We start from the raw sequence: 16,375 nt of genomic DNA on the forward strand, positions 1-16,375 counted from the left end.
TGGTTGTATAAGATTTTTCTAGTATCGATAATCGCGGTTTCCTGCGAAAAAACAAAAGGCAATGCTGTTCCGGGACCGTTAATATCAGGTCACTTGCTGTTTTCCTTTAAAGTAACCGGATCATTTGAACAATAGAAATACAGAATTGAACAAAAGCCGGTTTTAAACTGCTGCTACATTTGTAAGCCCGATCACTACAGGAATAACTCCGGAAGCTCAAATCCATCATTATTTGCAGATAGCGGTAAGATGGGCGGCTAATCCAGGGGATGCAAGCTGGTAAATCATTTATATACAGAATAGCAGCCATGAAAAAACAAAGCATTTTACTCTTTTTCATCCCAGGCCTTGTGGCACTCCTTACGGCGTTTATACCTCCTGCCCGGCAGTACCCGGCAGAACCGTTTGCTCTTTCCGACAAGGTGAAAGCGGAACGGGACGCAAAGGCGCTGCAAATACCGCAAGGATACTTGCAGCACCTGCGCTGGGACCTGCTTTTGGACTCAGTGGGCAAAAACGGTTCCCTCATCACCTGGAAGTCCGGAAACCCCACCTATATTTCCGATAAAGGAAAACTTTTGAAACGGTCCCCCAGAGGTTCTACCAAAGTAAAAGTGCAGATGACCGCTACTATCCATGCCGGCAGAGAAAGACGGACGCGGATTTTCGAGGCGCTGGTCGCCCCTGAAGAGCAGCAGTACGCTGGCTACCTGTTCGCCTACTTTGAAGCTTTTGGCGAAACCGGGCAACGCGAGCAACTGCGTTTCGGCGTTAGTGCCGACGCTACAAACTGGTATGCCCTCAACAACAATCAACCCGTTCTTGCTTCCAGCAGCATATCCCAAACCGGCGGTATCCGCGACCCGCATATCCTGCGCGGCGAGGATGAGAAATCCTTTTTCATGGTAGCTACCGATATGTTCACCTTCAAGAACGGCTGGGACCATAACCCGGGGATCGTCCTGCTGAAATCAGGCGACCTGGTCAATTGGAGCCATGGTATCGTGGACCTGGAAAAAAGCTATCCCCAAAAATTCAGGAACGTAAAATGGGTGTGGGCTCCGCAGACCATCTATGACCCGGCGGCAGGAAAATACCTCGTCTATTTTACCGTCCGGCTGAAAGATGACCCGGCTCTTGACTTTTACTGTGCTTATGCCAATAGGGAATTCACTGCTTTTGAAAGTGAACCCCAGCTGATGTTCAAAGCCAAATACGGGGCTATCGACGGCGACATCATTTATAAGGGCGGTTTGTATCATTTCTTCTATAAGGGAAATACGAAAAACGAGAGCGGAAAGGAGATAAGGAACGGCATCCAGCAGGCGACGGGAAAAACCCTGCAGGGACCATGGAAGGAAGATTTCCAGTACCTGGATGCGTATGCCGCCCAAAACATACCGGTAGAAGGTTCGGGTATCTTCAAACTGAATAACCTGGATGAATTCGTGCTTATGTACGACATGTATAAAGACCACCGCTACGAATTCCAGCGCAGTACGGATTTGTTCCGGTTCACTCCAAAGCCCGAGTCCTTTACCAAGAACTTTAACCCCCGCCATGGTACGGTCATGAGCATCACCCGGGAGGAAGCGAAACGGCTCCACGAAAAGTGGGGAGGGGTACCCGCCGAACTATTACAGGGAACACCGGCGAAACGGTAAGCAAGCCCTCATTGTCTCGGAGCGGAACCCGCCGCTTATGCCTTGCCTGAAGGGGGACGGATTGCCGCTGCCTAATAAGAAACAGTTTAAACGCCGATACTGGAGGGCAGCTAGCCGCCAACACGTTCATTTGCCGGCCTTTTTCTGTAGGCGGCCGGGCTTCACGGGAGGTCATGGCTGAAAAGGAAGCAGGCGGTTTACAGAAATGGACAAAAGGAAAAAGGATTTGAACAAAAGGAGCCCCTCGGAACCGCATAATTTGCAGCCATAAAGCCGGGAAAATGCTCTTCCCGTTCAAAAGACGATTGTGCGCTCCTGGTGACTTCTTTATACCGGTTTTACAGAAGAACTAATGCCGCCCTTCTCTCATTCTAATATAAAAAGTAAGCCCATGAGCCAGTGCTTTTCCCGCCCTGCCCACATACTGGTCGTCGATGATGATGAGGATGACCGCCGCTTCTTTCAGGAGGCAATTGCAAGGGCCTGCCCGTGGATGGTGGTGACCTTTTTGGGGGATACCGACCACCTGTTGGAAGCGCTGGAATGTACCGGTCCTTCGCTGGTCTTTATCGATTATAAACTGCCCGGGGAAAACGGCATTGAAGGCGTACAACGCATGCGCCGGCATCCCCGTTTCCGGGCGCTGCCCGTGGTCATGTGGAGTACCGGCAACCTGCCAGCGGTGGCGGCGGCTGCATACGGGGCGGGTGTCCAGCATTTTTTGGAAAAACCCTGGGACCTGGCGGTATGGACGCGGGATATTATCCGGGTTTTGGAGCAGAACGGGATCACCCTTCTTCCCCGCGCCGCCCCGGAACTTTCAGGCCTGCAGGACAACCCCAGGCAAGCGAAAAGGGGAGCTAGATTAAGCCCGCAGCCATTGGTGGAAAGCAGCATAATAACAGAAGCACAGGCAAAAACATAATATAATTCTTTTAGCAATCAAGCAAGCAAGCAACACGCCCCTTGTTTCTACCTGGGGCTTTTTTAATGCCTTAATTTATTGACCGATCAATACCTGTTGATTTTTATGAACCGAACTCATGTAGCAGGGGGCCGCAAGCGCCTCATTGCGGCCCTGTGGGCGGCATTGGCCTGTTTCAACGCCGCCGGGCAAAAAGATGTCCTTACTGTAAAGGCGGGCGAAATAAAAGCCCCCATTCCCGCCACCCTATGGGGGGTGTTTTTCGAAGACATCAACTTCGGCGCCGACGGCGGCATCTATGCCGAGCTGGTGAAAAACCGTTCCTTTGAATTTCTCAAACCCCTGATGGGCTGGACCGTGCAGCGGAAAAAAGCACAGGAGGGCGATGTGCTGCTGCTCAACCGGCAGGATCAACATGCGGCCAACCCCCGCTTCCTCCGGGTAAGGGGCAGGGGAGGGGAAAAAGGAACGCTGGGCCTGACGAACGAAGGCTTCCGGGGCATGGGTATCAAACAAGGCATGCGCTACGATTTTTCCGTAATGTACCGCCAGCAAGTCCCCGGCCTGAAGCTGCACGTGGAACTGGTCGACGCCAAAGGGATGCCTATTGGCGATACCGTGCTGACGCCTTTCGCCACCGACAAGCAGTGGCACAAGCAGGCGGTCTCCTTCCATGCCGCCGCCACCGAGCCGAAAGCAAAGCTGAATATATGGTTCGAAGGCCAGGGCACCATCGACCTGGACATGATCTCCCTGTTTCCCGGCGACACCTGGAAAAACCGGCCCGGCGGCCTGCGGGCCGACATGGTCCGGCTGCTGGCCGACATGAAACCGGGCTTTGTGCGTTTCCCCGGCGGCTGCATCGTGGAAGGCTTCGACCTCGCCAACCGCTACCAGTGGAAAAATACGGTCGGTCCCGTAGAGGATCGCCCCTTGTTAATGAACCGCTGGAACACGGAATTCGGCCACCGCCCCGCTCCCGATTACTTCCAGACCTTCGGGCTGGGCTTTTACGAATACTTCCAGCTTTGCGAAGATATCGGCGCCGAGCCGCTGCCCATTCTCAACTGCGGCATGGCCTGCCAGTATAATACCGCCGAAGTGGTGCCGCTGGACCAACTCGATCCCTACGTGCAGGACGCCCTGGACCTGGTGGAGTTTGCCAACGGCCCCGTTTCCGGTAAATGGGGCGCCCTGCGCGCCCAGATGGGTCATCCGGCTCCCTTTAACCTGAAGATGATGGGCGTGGGCAATGAAAACTGGGGCCCGCAATACCTCGAGCGCCTGGACGTCTTTACCAGGGCACTTAAGGAAAAATACCCCGGCATCAAACTGGTGAACTCTTCGGGTACCGACCCTGACGGCGCCCGCTTTCACCTGCTGAACGACGAACTGCGCAAACGCAACGCCGACCTCATCGACGAGCACTACTACCGCAAGCCCGAATGGTTCCTGGCCAATGCAGGGCGTTACGACAACTATCCGCGCAACGGCTCCAAGGTATTTGCCGGCGAATACGCCGCCCACGGCCCGGCCAAGGCCAACAACTGGCAGAGCGCCCTGGCGGAAGCGGCCTTCATGACGGGATTGGAACGCAATGCCGACGTGGTGCAGATGGCCTCCTACGCACCTCTGTTTGCCCATGCCGAAGGCTGGCAGTGGAACCCCGACCTGATCTGGGTGGACAACCTGCGGACCGCCCCCACTACCGACTATTATGTTCAAAAGCTCTTTTCGCTGAATAAGGGAACCCACGTGGTACCTGCTACCATGAACGGCGCTCCCCTGGCCGGCCAGGACAGCCTGTACGCCACCGCCAGCATCGATGGGACTTCCCGGGAACTGATCATCAAACTGGTCAATGCTTCCGGCCTTGAGCAAAAGAAGGACATTATCGTGCAGGGTGCCGGAAGGCTTGCTGCAAAAGCCAAACTCCTGCTGCTGCAGCAGGATGACCTGAAAACCACCAATTCATTGGATCATCCTTCGGCACTGATACCCGTCGAGAAATCGGTTTCCCTAAAGGGCAACAGGATGGCTTTTTCCCTGGCCCCTTATTCCTTAAACATTCTCCGGATCAAAATAGAGGGGAAGTAGATGATTGCCCGGTGGCGCTACGGAGGGAATCTGCAGGCGTTACCTGCAGGAAACTTTTTGGTAATGCCCGGCGCTACGGCCGTCCGCCGTTCCGGTTGAAAACGTGGCCGGCGGGCGGCCGCAACGCCGCTTATCTGAGTTTCTTTAATTCCTCCAGGAACTGGGAAGGGGTTTGCCCGAACTCTTTTTTGAACGCCTTGGTAAAATACGAGGGGGTCTGGATGCCTACCCGGGCGATGACCTCGGTAAGGGAAACATCCTCGTGGGTCATGATCTCCCGGGCCTTCTTGAGCCGGTAGGACCGCACGAATTCAACGGTGGACTGCCCGGTAAGGTCCCGGATCTTCAGGTACAGCCGGCTTCTGCTCAGGCCGAGTTCCCGGCATACCAGGTCCACCCCCAGGTCTTCCTGGGCCAGGTGCTGGTCAATGATGCCGATGAACCGGGTGAGGAATTCCTGTTCCTTCACGGAATTGACCAGCGTAAGGGCTTCGGAATAATGCTTTTTGCTGAAATACTCCTTGATCTTCTGGCGCTGCAGGAAGATGTTTTCGATGGTGGCATGCAGCAGCTCCGCGCTGGTGGGCTTGGCCAGGTAAGCATCGGCCCCCGACTGTACGCCTTCCAGCCGGGAAGCTACGGCGTCTTTCGCCGTCAGGATAATGAAGGGGATATGATCGGTGTTGATGTCGCCTTTGATCGCCTTGCATAACTCGATGCCGTCCATCAGGGGCATCATCAGGTCGCTGACGATCAGGTCCGGGCTCGCCTCCGTTGCCTTGCGGAGGCCTTCCTCCCCGTTGGCGGCTTCCAGGATGGCATAGTGGGCCGACAGGGCGAGGCGGTAGAACCGGAGCAGCTCCTCGTTATCCTCTACCAGCAGTACGGTCTTTTTCGATGCAGCCGCCGGTTCGGCGAGCTCCGGAAGCGCTTCGCTGCCGGTTGCATCTGCGGGTGCTTCATCGGCTCGTTTCCGGTCTTCCGTTTCTTCCTTGGGTACCAATTGTTCCCGGTACGTAAACCTGGAGGCGCCCGGATCCTTCCGGGCAGGGACGCCTTGTTCGGGATGTTCCACCAGGTCCATTATCTTATTGATATCGGCCGTGACGGATGCAATGAGGTCTGCCAGGTCTGCACGGGGGGCTTCCACCTTCAGCAATTCCAGCTTTTCTTTAAGACGGGCAGTATGCTCTTTCAGGCTCAGGAGCACTTCCTCGAACAAGCGGGACGCTTCTTCGCCTTTGGACGTTGCCGGACCGGACACCGAAAGGGAATCCTCCGGTTTTTTCTTTTTAAACCACCATGCCATAGAGAGGTATTGTAGGTATGAAAACTGAATGCTTTAACTGTATGCAGGGGAAAGGACGAACAAAAAGTGAATCGCCTCCCTCATTTTTATATAGAAAAGGTTTCCGGGGAAACCTGTAAAAATTCAGAGATGGTCGGGGCAGCTAAAGGTAGGGAGTTTTGGGAAAACCGGGCGGACAGCCGGAAAAGTTTTATAGCTTGCAACAGCCCGGGGGATCGAACAGCGCTTTGGGACAGGTCCGGGGCCGGCGGCGCCGGTTCGCCTGCTGTTTTTCCTTTTTGCTTCCGGAGCCGGGTATCACTCTAGCTAAAAATAATCAGATCGATCATGCTTGTCCGCGTAAAGGGTTTCCTCTTGTTTTTGTTCCTCCTGGTGGCCGGTGCTTCGGGCGCACAGGTCAAATGCACCCTACGGCACTATTCGGCCAATGAGGGATTGTCCGACAACAGGATCCTGTGCGGCATCAGGGACCGGGAAGGGTTTATGTGGTTCGGCACCTGGGTGGGGCTGTGCCGCTTTGACGGCAACGGCTTCAAGGCGTACCAATCCCTGCCCGGCGACCATTCCAGTTTGAAAAACAACCGGATCAACGCCCTTATGGAAGATGCGGAAGGGTACCTGTGGCTGATCGCCGACGACGAACAGGTGTACCGCTTTGACAAGCAGCGGGAGGAATTTGCCGCCCTGACGGAATTAAGCCCTCTAAAGGAGTTGAAGGCAGCCCGGGTTGGGGGCTACCAGTCGGCCGGCAACCGGGAGATCTGGCTGCAGGCTTCCAATGGCCTCTATCTGCTCCGGGTGCTTCCGGGCGGAGCGGTCAGGGTTTCCCGGTATGCCGCCGGGGAGGCCGCCTCCTTCAGCCTTCCCTCGGCAACAATAGACCTGGTCAGCATTCCGGACTCCGCCCATGTGTGGGTGGGTACCCGGGGGGGATTGGTGCTGCTGGAAAAAAGAAACGGCATGTTCAGGCGGTCTCCAAAATATAAAGAGCTCGCCGGCCAGCGCTTTACGACGGCTTCCTCCGGCAGGGAGCTGCAGTGTTTTGGCACGGAACAGGGCGACCTGGTCCTTTTCAACCCCAAAACGGGCGGGATCAGCAGCTATAAGATCAGCGGGGAGCGGCTGCAGGCCCTTCGGGTATCCGGGCGAACAGGAGCCATTTACGCCACTACCGCTTCCGGGGATCTGCTTACGGTTTCTTTTCCCGGCGGCGCCTTAAAAAAAGAGGTGTTCCGGACGGGCAGGCCGCTGTACTCGCTGTTCGAGGACAGCCGGGGTCTGCTGTGGATCGAGCCGGGGGATAAAGGTGTCTATAAATATGATCCTCAAAAAAAGGCGGGACGCTATTTTTCCTATAGCCACTCTTTTAAAGGCCTGGAGGATAAACGGGATTACCGCGTGCTGGAGGACCGGGAAGGACGGGTTTGGGTCAACATGAGGGCGGATGGTTTTGGCTACTATGACCGGCAACGGGATACGCTGCAGTTTACCTACGAGGATTTCCAAGGGATTCACCCTTTTCACCCCACCTCCAGTATCTTATTTTATGATCCTTCCGGCATCCTGTGGCTGACCTCTTCACTGGGCGGTGCCCAGAAATATGTGTTGAGCCGAAGCCATTTCCGGCAGGACCTTTTGAATAAAGATGATCCTGCCCGGGAGGAAAACGTGGTGCGCGGCATGATGGAGGACCGGAAGGGGCGGTTATGGATGGGCCCAAGGGGAGCACGGCTGTACCTGCCCGCTACCGGGCCCGTGCCGCCGCCGCTGCTCGAAGGCCCGGTGCCCGAACGGGTCTATACCCTCCTGGAAGACCGGCAGGGTACGGTATGGATGGGCACGAAAGGCCAGGGCCTGTTCCGGGCACAGCCCGCCGATTCAGGCCGGACCCGCTACCGGCTGCAGCAGTTTGCGGCCGGGGATGGGCAGGGCTTGTCCAGCAATCTCATTTATACCCTGCTGCAGGACCGCAAGGGACGGATCTGGGCGGGCTCGTTTGAAAAAGGGCTGATCCTGGTGGAGCCTTCCCCGGGAGGACTGCGGTTCAAAACGACGGATAATTTCTTTCGCGGCTATCCCGGGGGCGCCTATTCCCGGATCCGCCACCTGGCAGAGGATACCGCCGGAAATATCTGGATCGGCACTACCGGCGGGCTGCTGGTTTTTAACCCCGACAGGGCCGGGCAGGGAGGAAGCGGCTTTGCCCTGTACCGAAAGGAGCCGGGCAATGGGGCCAGCCTGGGCGATAACGACGTGCAGTTCATTTACCGGGATAGCCGCGGACAGATGTGGGTGCTGACCTCTTCCGGCGGTCTGAACCGGGCGGTGGGCGACCCCCTCCGGTCGCTGCGGTTCACCAACTATTCCACCCGCAACGGCCTGCGCAGTAACTGCCTGCTCAGCTGTACCGAGGACCGGAAGGGCAATCTATGGATCGCTGCGCAAAACGGTATTTCCCGGTTTTCGCCCCGCACCCACAGCTTTCGCAACTTCGACATGTACGACGGCCTGTCCGACATTAGCCTGTCGGAGGCCTCCGTGCTGAGGCGGCGTAATGGCGAGATCCTGTTCGGCACCGTCACCGGCTATCTTTCCTTTGACCCGGAGGCGGTGGAAACCGAAAAGGTGCCGGGCTCCATTGTGCTGACCGATGTGCTGGTCAACAACCGGGACCTGGAGCCGGAAAGCGGCTATGCCCCCGCACGGAACATCAACTACATCGATAAACTGGTCCTGGAACATTACCAGAACAATATCAGCGTTTTCTATACGGTACTGGATTACCGCTACGAGGACAGGGTGCAGTACCAGTTCCGCCTGTTGGGCTACGATACCGCCTGGCAGAATAACCGCCGCCTGCGCAAGGCCACCTACACCAACCTGGACCCGGGCACCTATGCCTTCGAAGTGCGGACGGTGGAAAAGGATTTCTATAAGAACATCCCCTTAAAGCGGCTCACCCTCGTTATCCGTCCCCCCTGGTGGAAGACGGCCTGGGCCTACGGGGGGTATGCCGTCCTGCTGGCAGCCCTGCTGCTGGTGGTCAAGCGGATCGCCGTCACGCTGCTGCGGCTGCGCCAGGGCATCGCCATTGAACGGAAAATGACGGAGCTGAAGATGAACTTTTTCACGCAGGTTTCCCACGAGATCCGCACGCCCCTCAGCCTGGTCATTAATCCCCTGGAAGAAACGCTGAAAACCGAAACCCTTTCGCCCAAGGGAGTCGAATACCTGGACCTGGTGTTGCGCAATGCCCGCCGGATGCTGCGGTTTTTCAACCAGCTGCTCGACTTGCGCAAAGTGCAAAGCGGGATGGCGGAACTGCACCTGCAAAAAGTGGAGCTGATTGCTTTCCTGAAAAAGGAAGCGGAATACTTTATCCGCGCCGCGCAGCAGCGGGGGATTTCCATCGAGCTCCTGGCGGAAGGAACGGATCTTTATGCATCCATCGACCCGGAAAAAATGGATATCGTGCTCTACAACCTGCTTTCCAATGCCATGAAGTTTTCGCCCGATGGCGGTTGCATTTTCCTGATCCTGGAAAAAGGCCTCCTTCCCGGCGAGGTGTACATACGGGTTAAGGATGAAGGCCCCGGCGTGAAAGAGGCCCAGCTGAAAAACATTTTTACGCTGTACTACGAAGGGGGGCAGGCGAAAAACCGGGCCATCAAAGGCACCGGCATCGGGCTGGCGCTGGCCAAGGAGCTGGTGGAACTGCACGGGGGGCACATTTCCGCGGAAAATGCCGCTTCCCAGGGCCTGGTGGTCACCATCACCCTGCCCCTCGGCGGCCCGGGCGCATAAGGGGCGCTCCATCAATGGCGACATTTGAACAACAGAAAAACCGATACGGACAAAAGGCTCTTTGCGGCTGTTTCTAAGTTTGCGGGCAGTAAAAGCGGTTGTTCAACTCTAAAAGCCATACTGTTTTAAAGCAATGAAATTTCTGCCACAGGGTACGATCCTGAACAAAATAGCCAGCCTCCTTTCCCTCCTGGCGCTCGTGGGAACAAATGATGTTTTTGCCGCGGGCGAACGCCCCCGGAACGAACCCGATTCCGTTTATCTTTTTTCCTATGCCTCCGCCAAAAATGGCGGGCGCAACGGCCTGCATTTTGCCTGGAGCAGGGACCGGGAGCACTGGAATCCGGTAGGAAGTGAATATGCATTCCTGAAAAGCGATTATGGCGCCTGGAGGGGCGAAAAACGCATGGTCACTCCCTTCCTGCTGCAGGGGGCCGGCGGCACCTGGCGGTGCGTGTGGAGCCTCAACGAACGGGAACCTCTTTTTGCCCATGCGGCCTCCGCCGACCTGGTGGACTGGGGCCGGCAAAGCTACCCGGAAGTAAAAGGAGGGACCGGCATGCTGCAGCCCGTGGTTCGGTATAACGCCCCCGCGGGCGCTTACACCATTACCTATAGCGATGGCGCCGGGAAATACTACCGTATGGTGACGGCGGACTTTAAGTCGTACAGTGCCGCCACGGAAGTGACGGCCGCCGAATACAGCAATCCCAGCGTGACGGTTGCCCTGCCCGCGGGAAAGGTGACGGGGCAGGTGCACCGGGTGGCTTGGGGTACCGTGACTAAGCTCGTTCAATCATGCGAACTTGCCCGTTATAAAAACAGCCTGTACGAGGAATCGGCCAAAGACGATGGCCGCCTTTTTGGCGGCTTGAAGCCCCTTGCCGCTACGGTGTCTCTACAGGCCGCGGCCCCTAAGGCGATCAGCGATATGCTGGTGGGCGTCTTTTTCGAGGACATCAACTATGCCGCCGACGGCGGACTGTATGCCGAGCTGGTGCAGAACCGCGATTTTGAATACAGCCCGGGCGATAAAGGAAACCGCGACCCGAACTGGAACGCCACCTACTCCTGGACCCTGAAGGGCGGCGGGACCACCCTGGCCATCGACAGCAGCGCCCCCCTTCATCTGAACAATCCCCATTACGCCCTGTTGCAGACCAAGGCTCCTGGTGCCGCCCTTGTGAACAGCGGCTTTGACGGCATCGTGGTGCGCAAAGGAGAGCGGTACGACCTTTCCCTCTTTGCCCGCCAGCTGGAGGGCAAGGGCGGCAGGCTGCTGGTGCGCCTCGTTTCCAAAAGCGGGGCCGTGCTGGCCCAGGCTACGGTAGCGGTTTCGTCCAGAGGCTGGAAGTCGGTCAGGGCCGTATTGACCCCCACGGCCAGTGCGGCGGATGCGGAACTGGAGCTGCGGCCCCAGGCGCCGGGTCGCCTGGCCCTGGACATGGTGTCGCTGTTCCCGCAAAAAACGTTTAAAGGACGCCCCAACGGCCTGCGGGCCGACCTGGCCCGGTACATCGCCGACATCCATCCGCGCTTTATGCGGTTTCCGGGGGGCTGCGTGGCCCATGGCGACGGTGTGGGCAATATTTACCACTGGAAGAACACCATCGGTCCGCTGGAAGCGCGCAGGCCGCAGCGCAACCTCTGGGGCTATCACCAAAGCATGGGCCTGGGATATTTCGAATATTTCCAGTTCTGCGAAGATATTGGCGCCGCACCCCTGCCCGTGGTGGCCGCCGGCGTACCCTGTCAAAACTCGCAGGGCGGACCCCATGGCGGGGGCCAGCAGGGCGGCATCCCCCTGGACCAGATGGATCAGTATATACAGGATATTCTGGACCTGGTGGAATGGGCCAACGGGCCGGTTTCCAGCAAATGGGGTAAAAAACGGGCGGAAGCCGGTCACCCCAAACCCTTTAATTTGAAATACATTGGCGTGGGCAACGAAGACCTGATCTCCGACGTGTTCGAAGAGCGGTTTACGATGATCTATAACGCCCTGAAGGAAAAATACCCGGAAATTACCGTCATCGGCACCGTAGGACCTTTTTACGAAGGAACGGATTACGAGGAAGGGTGGGAGCTGGCCTTGAAGCTGAAGGTGCCCATGGTGGACGAACATTATTACAACCTGCCGGGCTGGTTCATCCACAACCAGGAGTACTACGACGGCTACGACCGCTCGAAGCCGAAAGTGTACCTGGGCGAATATGCTTCCCGGGGCACCACCCTGTACAATGCCCTGGCCGAAGCACTGTACCTTACCGCCCTGGAGCGCAACGGCGACGTGGTGCACATGACCTCCTATGCGCCCCTGCTGGCGAAGGAAAAGCATATCCAGTGGGGCACCGACCTCATTTATTTCAACAATGCCGAAGTAAAGCCCACCCCGGGCTATTATGTACAGAAGCTGTTCGGCAACCATGGCGGCAATGAATACCTGCCGGCGGGCCTGACCCTCTCCAGCGACCAGGAGGCGGTAAAAAAGCGCGTGGCCGTTTCCGTGGTGCGGGACAGCCGCACGGGGGAAGTGACCGTAAAGCTGGTGAACCTGCTTCCCGTGCCGGTAGCCGCCGCAGTAGACCTGAGGGGCATCATACCGGCAGGCGCTACGGCCGCAAAGTTCCTGCTACAGGGGGCGCCCGGCGACCGGAACGTAACGCCCGTGGAGTCGCAGCTCACCCTGAGCGGGAACTTTTCTTCCGAGCTGCCTCCTTATTCCTTCACGGTCATCAGCTTCCCGTCGAACTGACGCATGCGGGTTGGGCATGCATTCAATTTCTATAACAGGCAAATTATACAACGTGGAAAAGATGCGTTTTCTTTTATTGTTATTACTCTGGGCATTGGGGGTGCAAAAGGGTGGGGCCCAAGGCCCGCCGGCCCTGGCCGAAAAAGACAAAGCCGGGTACCTGTTCGTTTATTTCACCGGCAACCGGGTGTCCGAGGAAGCCATCCGCTTCGCCATCAGCAAGGACGGCTTTCATTATTTTGCCCTGAATGGCAACGAGGCGGTGATCGACTCCAAAAAAATCGCTTCCTCCGGCGGCGTTCGCGACCCCCACATCCTGCGGGCCGAGGACGGCAAGACCTTCTACATGGTAGCCACCGATATGGCCACGTCCAAAGGATGGGACGCCAACCGGGCCCTGGTGCTGCTGCAATCAACCGACCTGGTCAACTGGACCTCTGCCGTCATTAACATCCAGCAGCAATACAAAGGCTACGAAGACCTCAAACGGGTATGGGCGCCGCAGACCATTTACGATCCCGAGGCCGGCAAATACATGGTGTACTGGTCCATGAAGCAGGGCACGCAGCACGACGTGGTTTACTATGCCTACGCCAACCAGGAATTCACCGGCCTGGAAGGAGCGCCCCGGCCCCTGTTCCTGCCTCAAATGCCGGCCTTCAATATCGACGCCGACATTATCCGCAAGGACAGCCTGTACTACCTGTTCCGCAAAACCGGGGGAGCAGACGGCGCCGGCATCAAGGTGGCCACTACCCGTTCCCTCACTTCGGGTAAGTGGGAAGAGAACGAACGCTACCTGCAGCCCACCAAAGAAGAGGTGGAGGGCTCCTCTGTTTTCAAGCTGAATCATTTAGATACCTACATCATGATGTACGACCTGTTCAGGGCCCACGGCTTCCAGTTCTCCAAAGGCACCGACCTGCAGCGGTTTACGGTGATGGATAACGAGGTGGCCCTGGACTTCAAGCCGCGCCACGGTTCGGTGATGCCGCTCACCCGCAGCGAATTAAAAAGGCTGATGGCCCGGTGGGGAAAGCCCGAAGGCTTCCCGGCACTGGAAGGCAACCCCGTATTGGAAGGTTATTATGCCGACCCGGACGTGCTGTATTCCCATAAAACCAAAAAGTATTACCTCTATCCCACCTCGGACGGGTTTACCGACTGGAAGGGCACATCTTTCAAGGCCTTTTCCTCCGGCAACCTGCAGGACTGGAAAGACGAAGGGGTGATCCTGCAATTGGGAAAGGATGTTCGCTGGGCCGACCGCAATGCCTGGGCGCCCTGCATCGTGGAAAAAAAGATAGGAGGGAAGTACAAATACTTTTATTACTACACGGCGGCCCAGAAGATCGGGGTGGCCGTAGCGGAGGATCCCGCCGGCCCTTTTAAGGATTTGGGCAAGCCCCTGATTGACAAACACCCGGAGGGCGTCAACCGGGGACTGGTGATCGATCCGGACGTGTTTACCGACCCCAAAACGGGCAAAAGCTACCTGTACTGGGGCAACGGCTTTATGGCGGCTGCCGAACTGAACAAGGACATGACCTCCCTGAAAGCAGGCACGCAGACGCTGCTCCACCCCGGCCGCACGTTCCGCGAAGGCACCCATGTTTTTTACCGCAAGGGCGTATATTACTTCATGTGGTCGGAAAACGACACCCGCAGCCCGGATTACCGGGTGCGTTATGCCACGGCGGCTTCGCCGCTTGGTCCCCTGACTATTCCCCAAAACAACCTGGTGCTGGCAAAGGATACGGCCCTGGGCATCTACGGCCCCGGGCACCATTCGGTGTTGCAGGTTCCCGGTAAGGACCAGTGGTACATCGTGTACCACCGTTTCGACTATCCCAACGGCATCAAAATGGGCCGGGAGGCCGGCTACCACCGTGAAGTCTGTATCGATAAAATGGAATTCACCGCTGATGGGGCCATCAAGCCCGTGCAGCCCACCCATAAGGGCATAAAACTCGAAAACTAACACGAAAGAATACCTCGTTCACTAATATTTGAAATGTGCGGGAGCACGTTTGTTTCTTTTATTTATAGCTTATGAAAAAGATGCTGTGCGTGCCGGCGGCCATGCTGCTGATGGCGCTCCTGCCGGCCCTGGGAGCCTTTGCCCAGAAGCGGAAGGTGCCGAAAGAAAAGGATATGGGCGCTTACCTGATGGTCTACTTCAAGGATACCACCCACGGATTGTACATGGCCCTGAGCAGGGACGGCTACAGTTTCACCGATGTGAACGGAGCCCGGCCCGTGATCGCCGGCGATACCATCGCCGAACAAAAAGGGATCCGCGATCCTTATATTTATCGCGGGCCGGACGGGTTGTTTTATATGGCGCTGACCGACCTGCACATTTTCGCGCAAAGGGAAGGGTACCGCGCCACCGAATGGGAGCGGGAGGGCAAACAATACGGCTGGGGCAACAACCGCGGAATTGTATTGCTGAAATCCAAAGACCTCCTCCACTGGTCGCATACGGTACTGCGGGTGGACCAGGCTTTTCCCGAACTGGCCGGTATTGGTTGCGCCTGGGCACCCGAGCTGATCTGGGACGAGGGGCGCAAGCGGATGATGATCTATTTCACCATGCGCATCGGCAACGGGAAAGACCAGGTGTATTACTCCTATATGAACAAGGCGTTCACCGCGCTGGAAACGCTGCCACGCCTCCTGTTCGAATACCCCAAAAACGTTTCCTATATCGATGCTGACATCACCAAAGTAGGCTACAAATACCATATGTTTTATGTGCCGCATGACGGCGGGGCCGGTATCAAGCAGGCGGTTTCCGACTCCCTGACTTCGGGCTATCGCTACGATGATCGCTGGGTGGACCCGGAACGCGTGGGCTGCGAAGCGCCCACTGTGTACAAGCGCATCGGCGAAAATAAATGGGTGCTGATCTACGACGTTTACCGCATCCACCCGAACAACTTCGGCTTCAGTGAAACCTCCGACTTTGAACGTTTCAAAAACCTGGGACGGTTTAATGAAGGGGTGATGAAGTCCACCAACTTTTCTGCTCCCAAGCACCCCTCGGTCATACACCTGACCCGGAAAGAGGCCCAACGCCTGGCGGATCACTGGAAATTGAACCTGAAATTTTAACGGCAGCACCCATTCATGGAACCGATTAGAAGCAGACATCCCTCCGGGGCGCTTTATGCCGCTACAGAGGTGTCTTTTGCAGACAAGCTGGCGGAAGTCCTCTTTGCCCACCTGGATGATCCCGGGCTGGACGTGGACAAGCTGGCCAGGCTGATGCACATGAGCCGCGCGGTATTATACCGGAAAATAAAGGCAGCCTGCAGGGCTACTCCGAAAAAACTGATCAACGATCTCCGGCTCCGGCAGGCCGCCGGGCTGCTGCAGGAAGGCAGGTACAAAATATACGAAGTAGCCGATCGGGTGGGATACCGTTCGCAGACAGTCTTTGGAAGAAACTTCGCAAAACAATTTGGAATGAATCCCTCCGTCTACCAGGGCCTTCAGGAGACCGGGTGACGGCCGGCATCCCAATGGTATATTCCATCAGCCCCAGTAGGAAACAAGTGCCATGACCCTTGTTTCCTACTGGGGCTTTTTCGTTTTCCGTGCCGGCAGCAGTGCCCTTCCCGGCGGGCCGGCAAAGGAAACAAATGGACCAATGAAAGAATGAAATGGACAAGCCCGGGAAGGAGTGCTGGTCTAATTTGCCTCCTGAAAGAATACAGAAAAAGCTTTCCCGGGGCTACTTCCCGTGGCTCGTTGCCGGACGGCCTTTTCTTCTATCCTTTACCCTGCACCTTCCGCAACCCGGTAAACTTTTTCTT

General features: G+C 56.8%; 9 protein-coding genes. 8 read left to right on the plus strand and 1 reads right to left on the minus strand.

Going from position 1 to position 16,375, the window contains the following annotated elements; all coding sequences use genetic code 11:
- Nucleotides 1-308 precede the first annotated feature (308 nt).
- From V9K67_RS21905 to V9K67_RS21915, 3 genes are all read left to right on the plus strand, one after another.
- A complete protein-coding gene (locus V9K67_RS21905; protein ID WP_336726269.1) occupies nucleotides 309-1,664 on the plus strand; it encodes an immunoglobulin-like domain-containing protein in 1,356 nt (451 codons plus the stop codon).
- A gap of 391 nt (nucleotides 1,665-2,055) precedes the next feature.
- Entirely contained in the window at nucleotides 2,056-2,589 is a 534-nt protein-coding gene (locus V9K67_RS21910) for a response regulator (RefSeq protein ID WP_336726271.1), read from the plus strand.
- A 105-nt stretch (nucleotides 2,590-2,694) separates the two neighbouring features.
- Complete coding sequence (locus tag V9K67_RS21915; protein WP_336726272.1) at nucleotides 2,695-4,686, plus strand: alpha-L-arabinofuranosidase C-terminal domain-containing protein; 1,992 nt, start codon at nucleotides 2,695-2,697, stop codon at nucleotides 4,684-4,686.
- Between the two features lie 130 nt (nucleotides 4,687-4,816).
- On the opposite strand, the gene V9K67_RS21920 is transcribed toward V9K67_RS21915, so the two are convergent.
- Nucleotides 4,817-5,995, minus strand: a complete 1,179-nt coding sequence (locus tag V9K67_RS21920; protein WP_336726274.1) for a response regulator transcription factor — start codon at nucleotides 5,993-5,995, stop codon at nucleotides 4,817-4,819.
- Between the two features lie 327 nt (nucleotides 5,996-6,322).
- On the opposite strand from V9K67_RS21920, the gene V9K67_RS21925 reads away from it, so the two are divergent.
- The 5 genes from V9K67_RS21925 (at nucleotide 6,323) to V9K67_RS21945 (ending at nucleotide 16,067) form a co-directional block, all read left to right on the plus strand.
- On the plus strand, nucleotides 6,323-9,799 hold the full coding sequence (locus V9K67_RS21925) for a ligand-binding sensor domain-containing protein (protein ID WP_336726276.1): 3,477 nt from the start codon (nucleotides 6,323-6,325) through the stop codon (nucleotides 9,797-9,799).
- A gap of 133 nt (nucleotides 9,800-9,932) precedes the next feature.
- Complete coding sequence (locus V9K67_RS21930; protein WP_336726278.1) at nucleotides 9,933-12,554, plus strand: alpha-L-arabinofuranosidase C-terminal domain-containing protein; 2,622 nt, start codon at nucleotides 9,933-9,935, stop codon at nucleotides 12,552-12,554.
- Between the two features lie 61 nt (nucleotides 12,555-12,615).
- A complete protein-coding gene (locus V9K67_RS21935) occupies nucleotides 12,616-14,535 on the plus strand; it encodes a glycoside hydrolase family 43 protein (RefSeq protein ID WP_336726314.1) in 1,920 nt (639 codons plus the stop codon).
- A 71-nt stretch (nucleotides 14,536-14,606) separates the two neighbouring features.
- Nucleotides 14,607-15,671 carry a glycoside hydrolase family 43 protein gene (locus V9K67_RS21940; protein ID WP_336726281.1) on the plus strand — a complete coding sequence of 355 codons (1,065 nt, stop codon included), beginning with the start codon at nucleotides 14,607-14,609 and terminating at the stop codon, nucleotides 15,669-15,671.
- Nucleotides 15,672-15,686: 15 nt separating this feature from the next.
- Nucleotides 15,687-16,067 carry a helix-turn-helix transcriptional regulator gene (locus tag V9K67_RS21945; RefSeq protein WP_336726284.1) on the plus strand — a complete coding sequence of 127 codons (381 nt, stop codon included), beginning with the start codon at nucleotides 15,687-15,689 and terminating at the stop codon, nucleotides 16,065-16,067.
- Nucleotides 16,068-16,375: the final 308 nt, after the last annotated feature.

It is taken from the genome of Huijunlia imazamoxiresistens (genome assembly GCF_037132455.1).
Taxonomy (GTDB): Bacteria; Bacteroidota; Bacteroidia; order Chitinophagales; family Chitinophagaceae; genus Flavisolibacter; species Flavisolibacter imazamoxiresistens.

Coding starts and splice junctions, on each gene's coding strand:
- V9K67_RS21925 (WP_336726276.1), top strand. CDS start 6,323: ATGCTTGTCCGCGTAAAGGGTTTCCTCTTGTTTTTGTTCCTCCTGGTG.
- V9K67_RS21930 (WP_336726278.1), top strand. CDS start 9,933: ATGAAATTTCTGCCACAGGGTACGATCCTGAACAAAATAGCCAGCCTC.
- V9K67_RS21945 (WP_336726284.1), top strand. CDS start 15,687: ATGGAACCGATTAGAAGCAGACATCCCTCCGGGGCGCTTTATGCCGCT.
- V9K67_RS21940 (WP_336726281.1), top strand. CDS start 14,607: ATGAAAAAGATGCTGTGCGTGCCGGCGGCCATGCTGCTGATGGCGCTC.
- V9K67_RS21910 (WP_336726271.1), top strand. CDS start 2,056: ATGAGCCAGTGCTTTTCCCGCCCTGCCCACATACTGGTCGTCGATGAT.
- V9K67_RS21905 (WP_336726269.1), top strand. CDS start 309: ATGAAAAAACAAAGCATTTTACTCTTTTTCATCCCAGGCCTTGTGGCA.
- V9K67_RS21920 (WP_336726274.1), bottom strand. CDS start 5,995: ATGGCATGGTGGTTTAAAAAGAAAAAACCGGAGGATTCCCTTTCGGTG.
- V9K67_RS21915 (WP_336726272.1), top strand. CDS start 2,695: ATGAACCGAACTCATGTAGCAGGGGGCCGCAAGCGCCTCATTGCGGCC.
- V9K67_RS21935 (WP_336726314.1), top strand. CDS start 12,616: ATGCGTTTTCTTTTATTGTTATTACTCTGGGCATTGGGGGTGCAAAAG.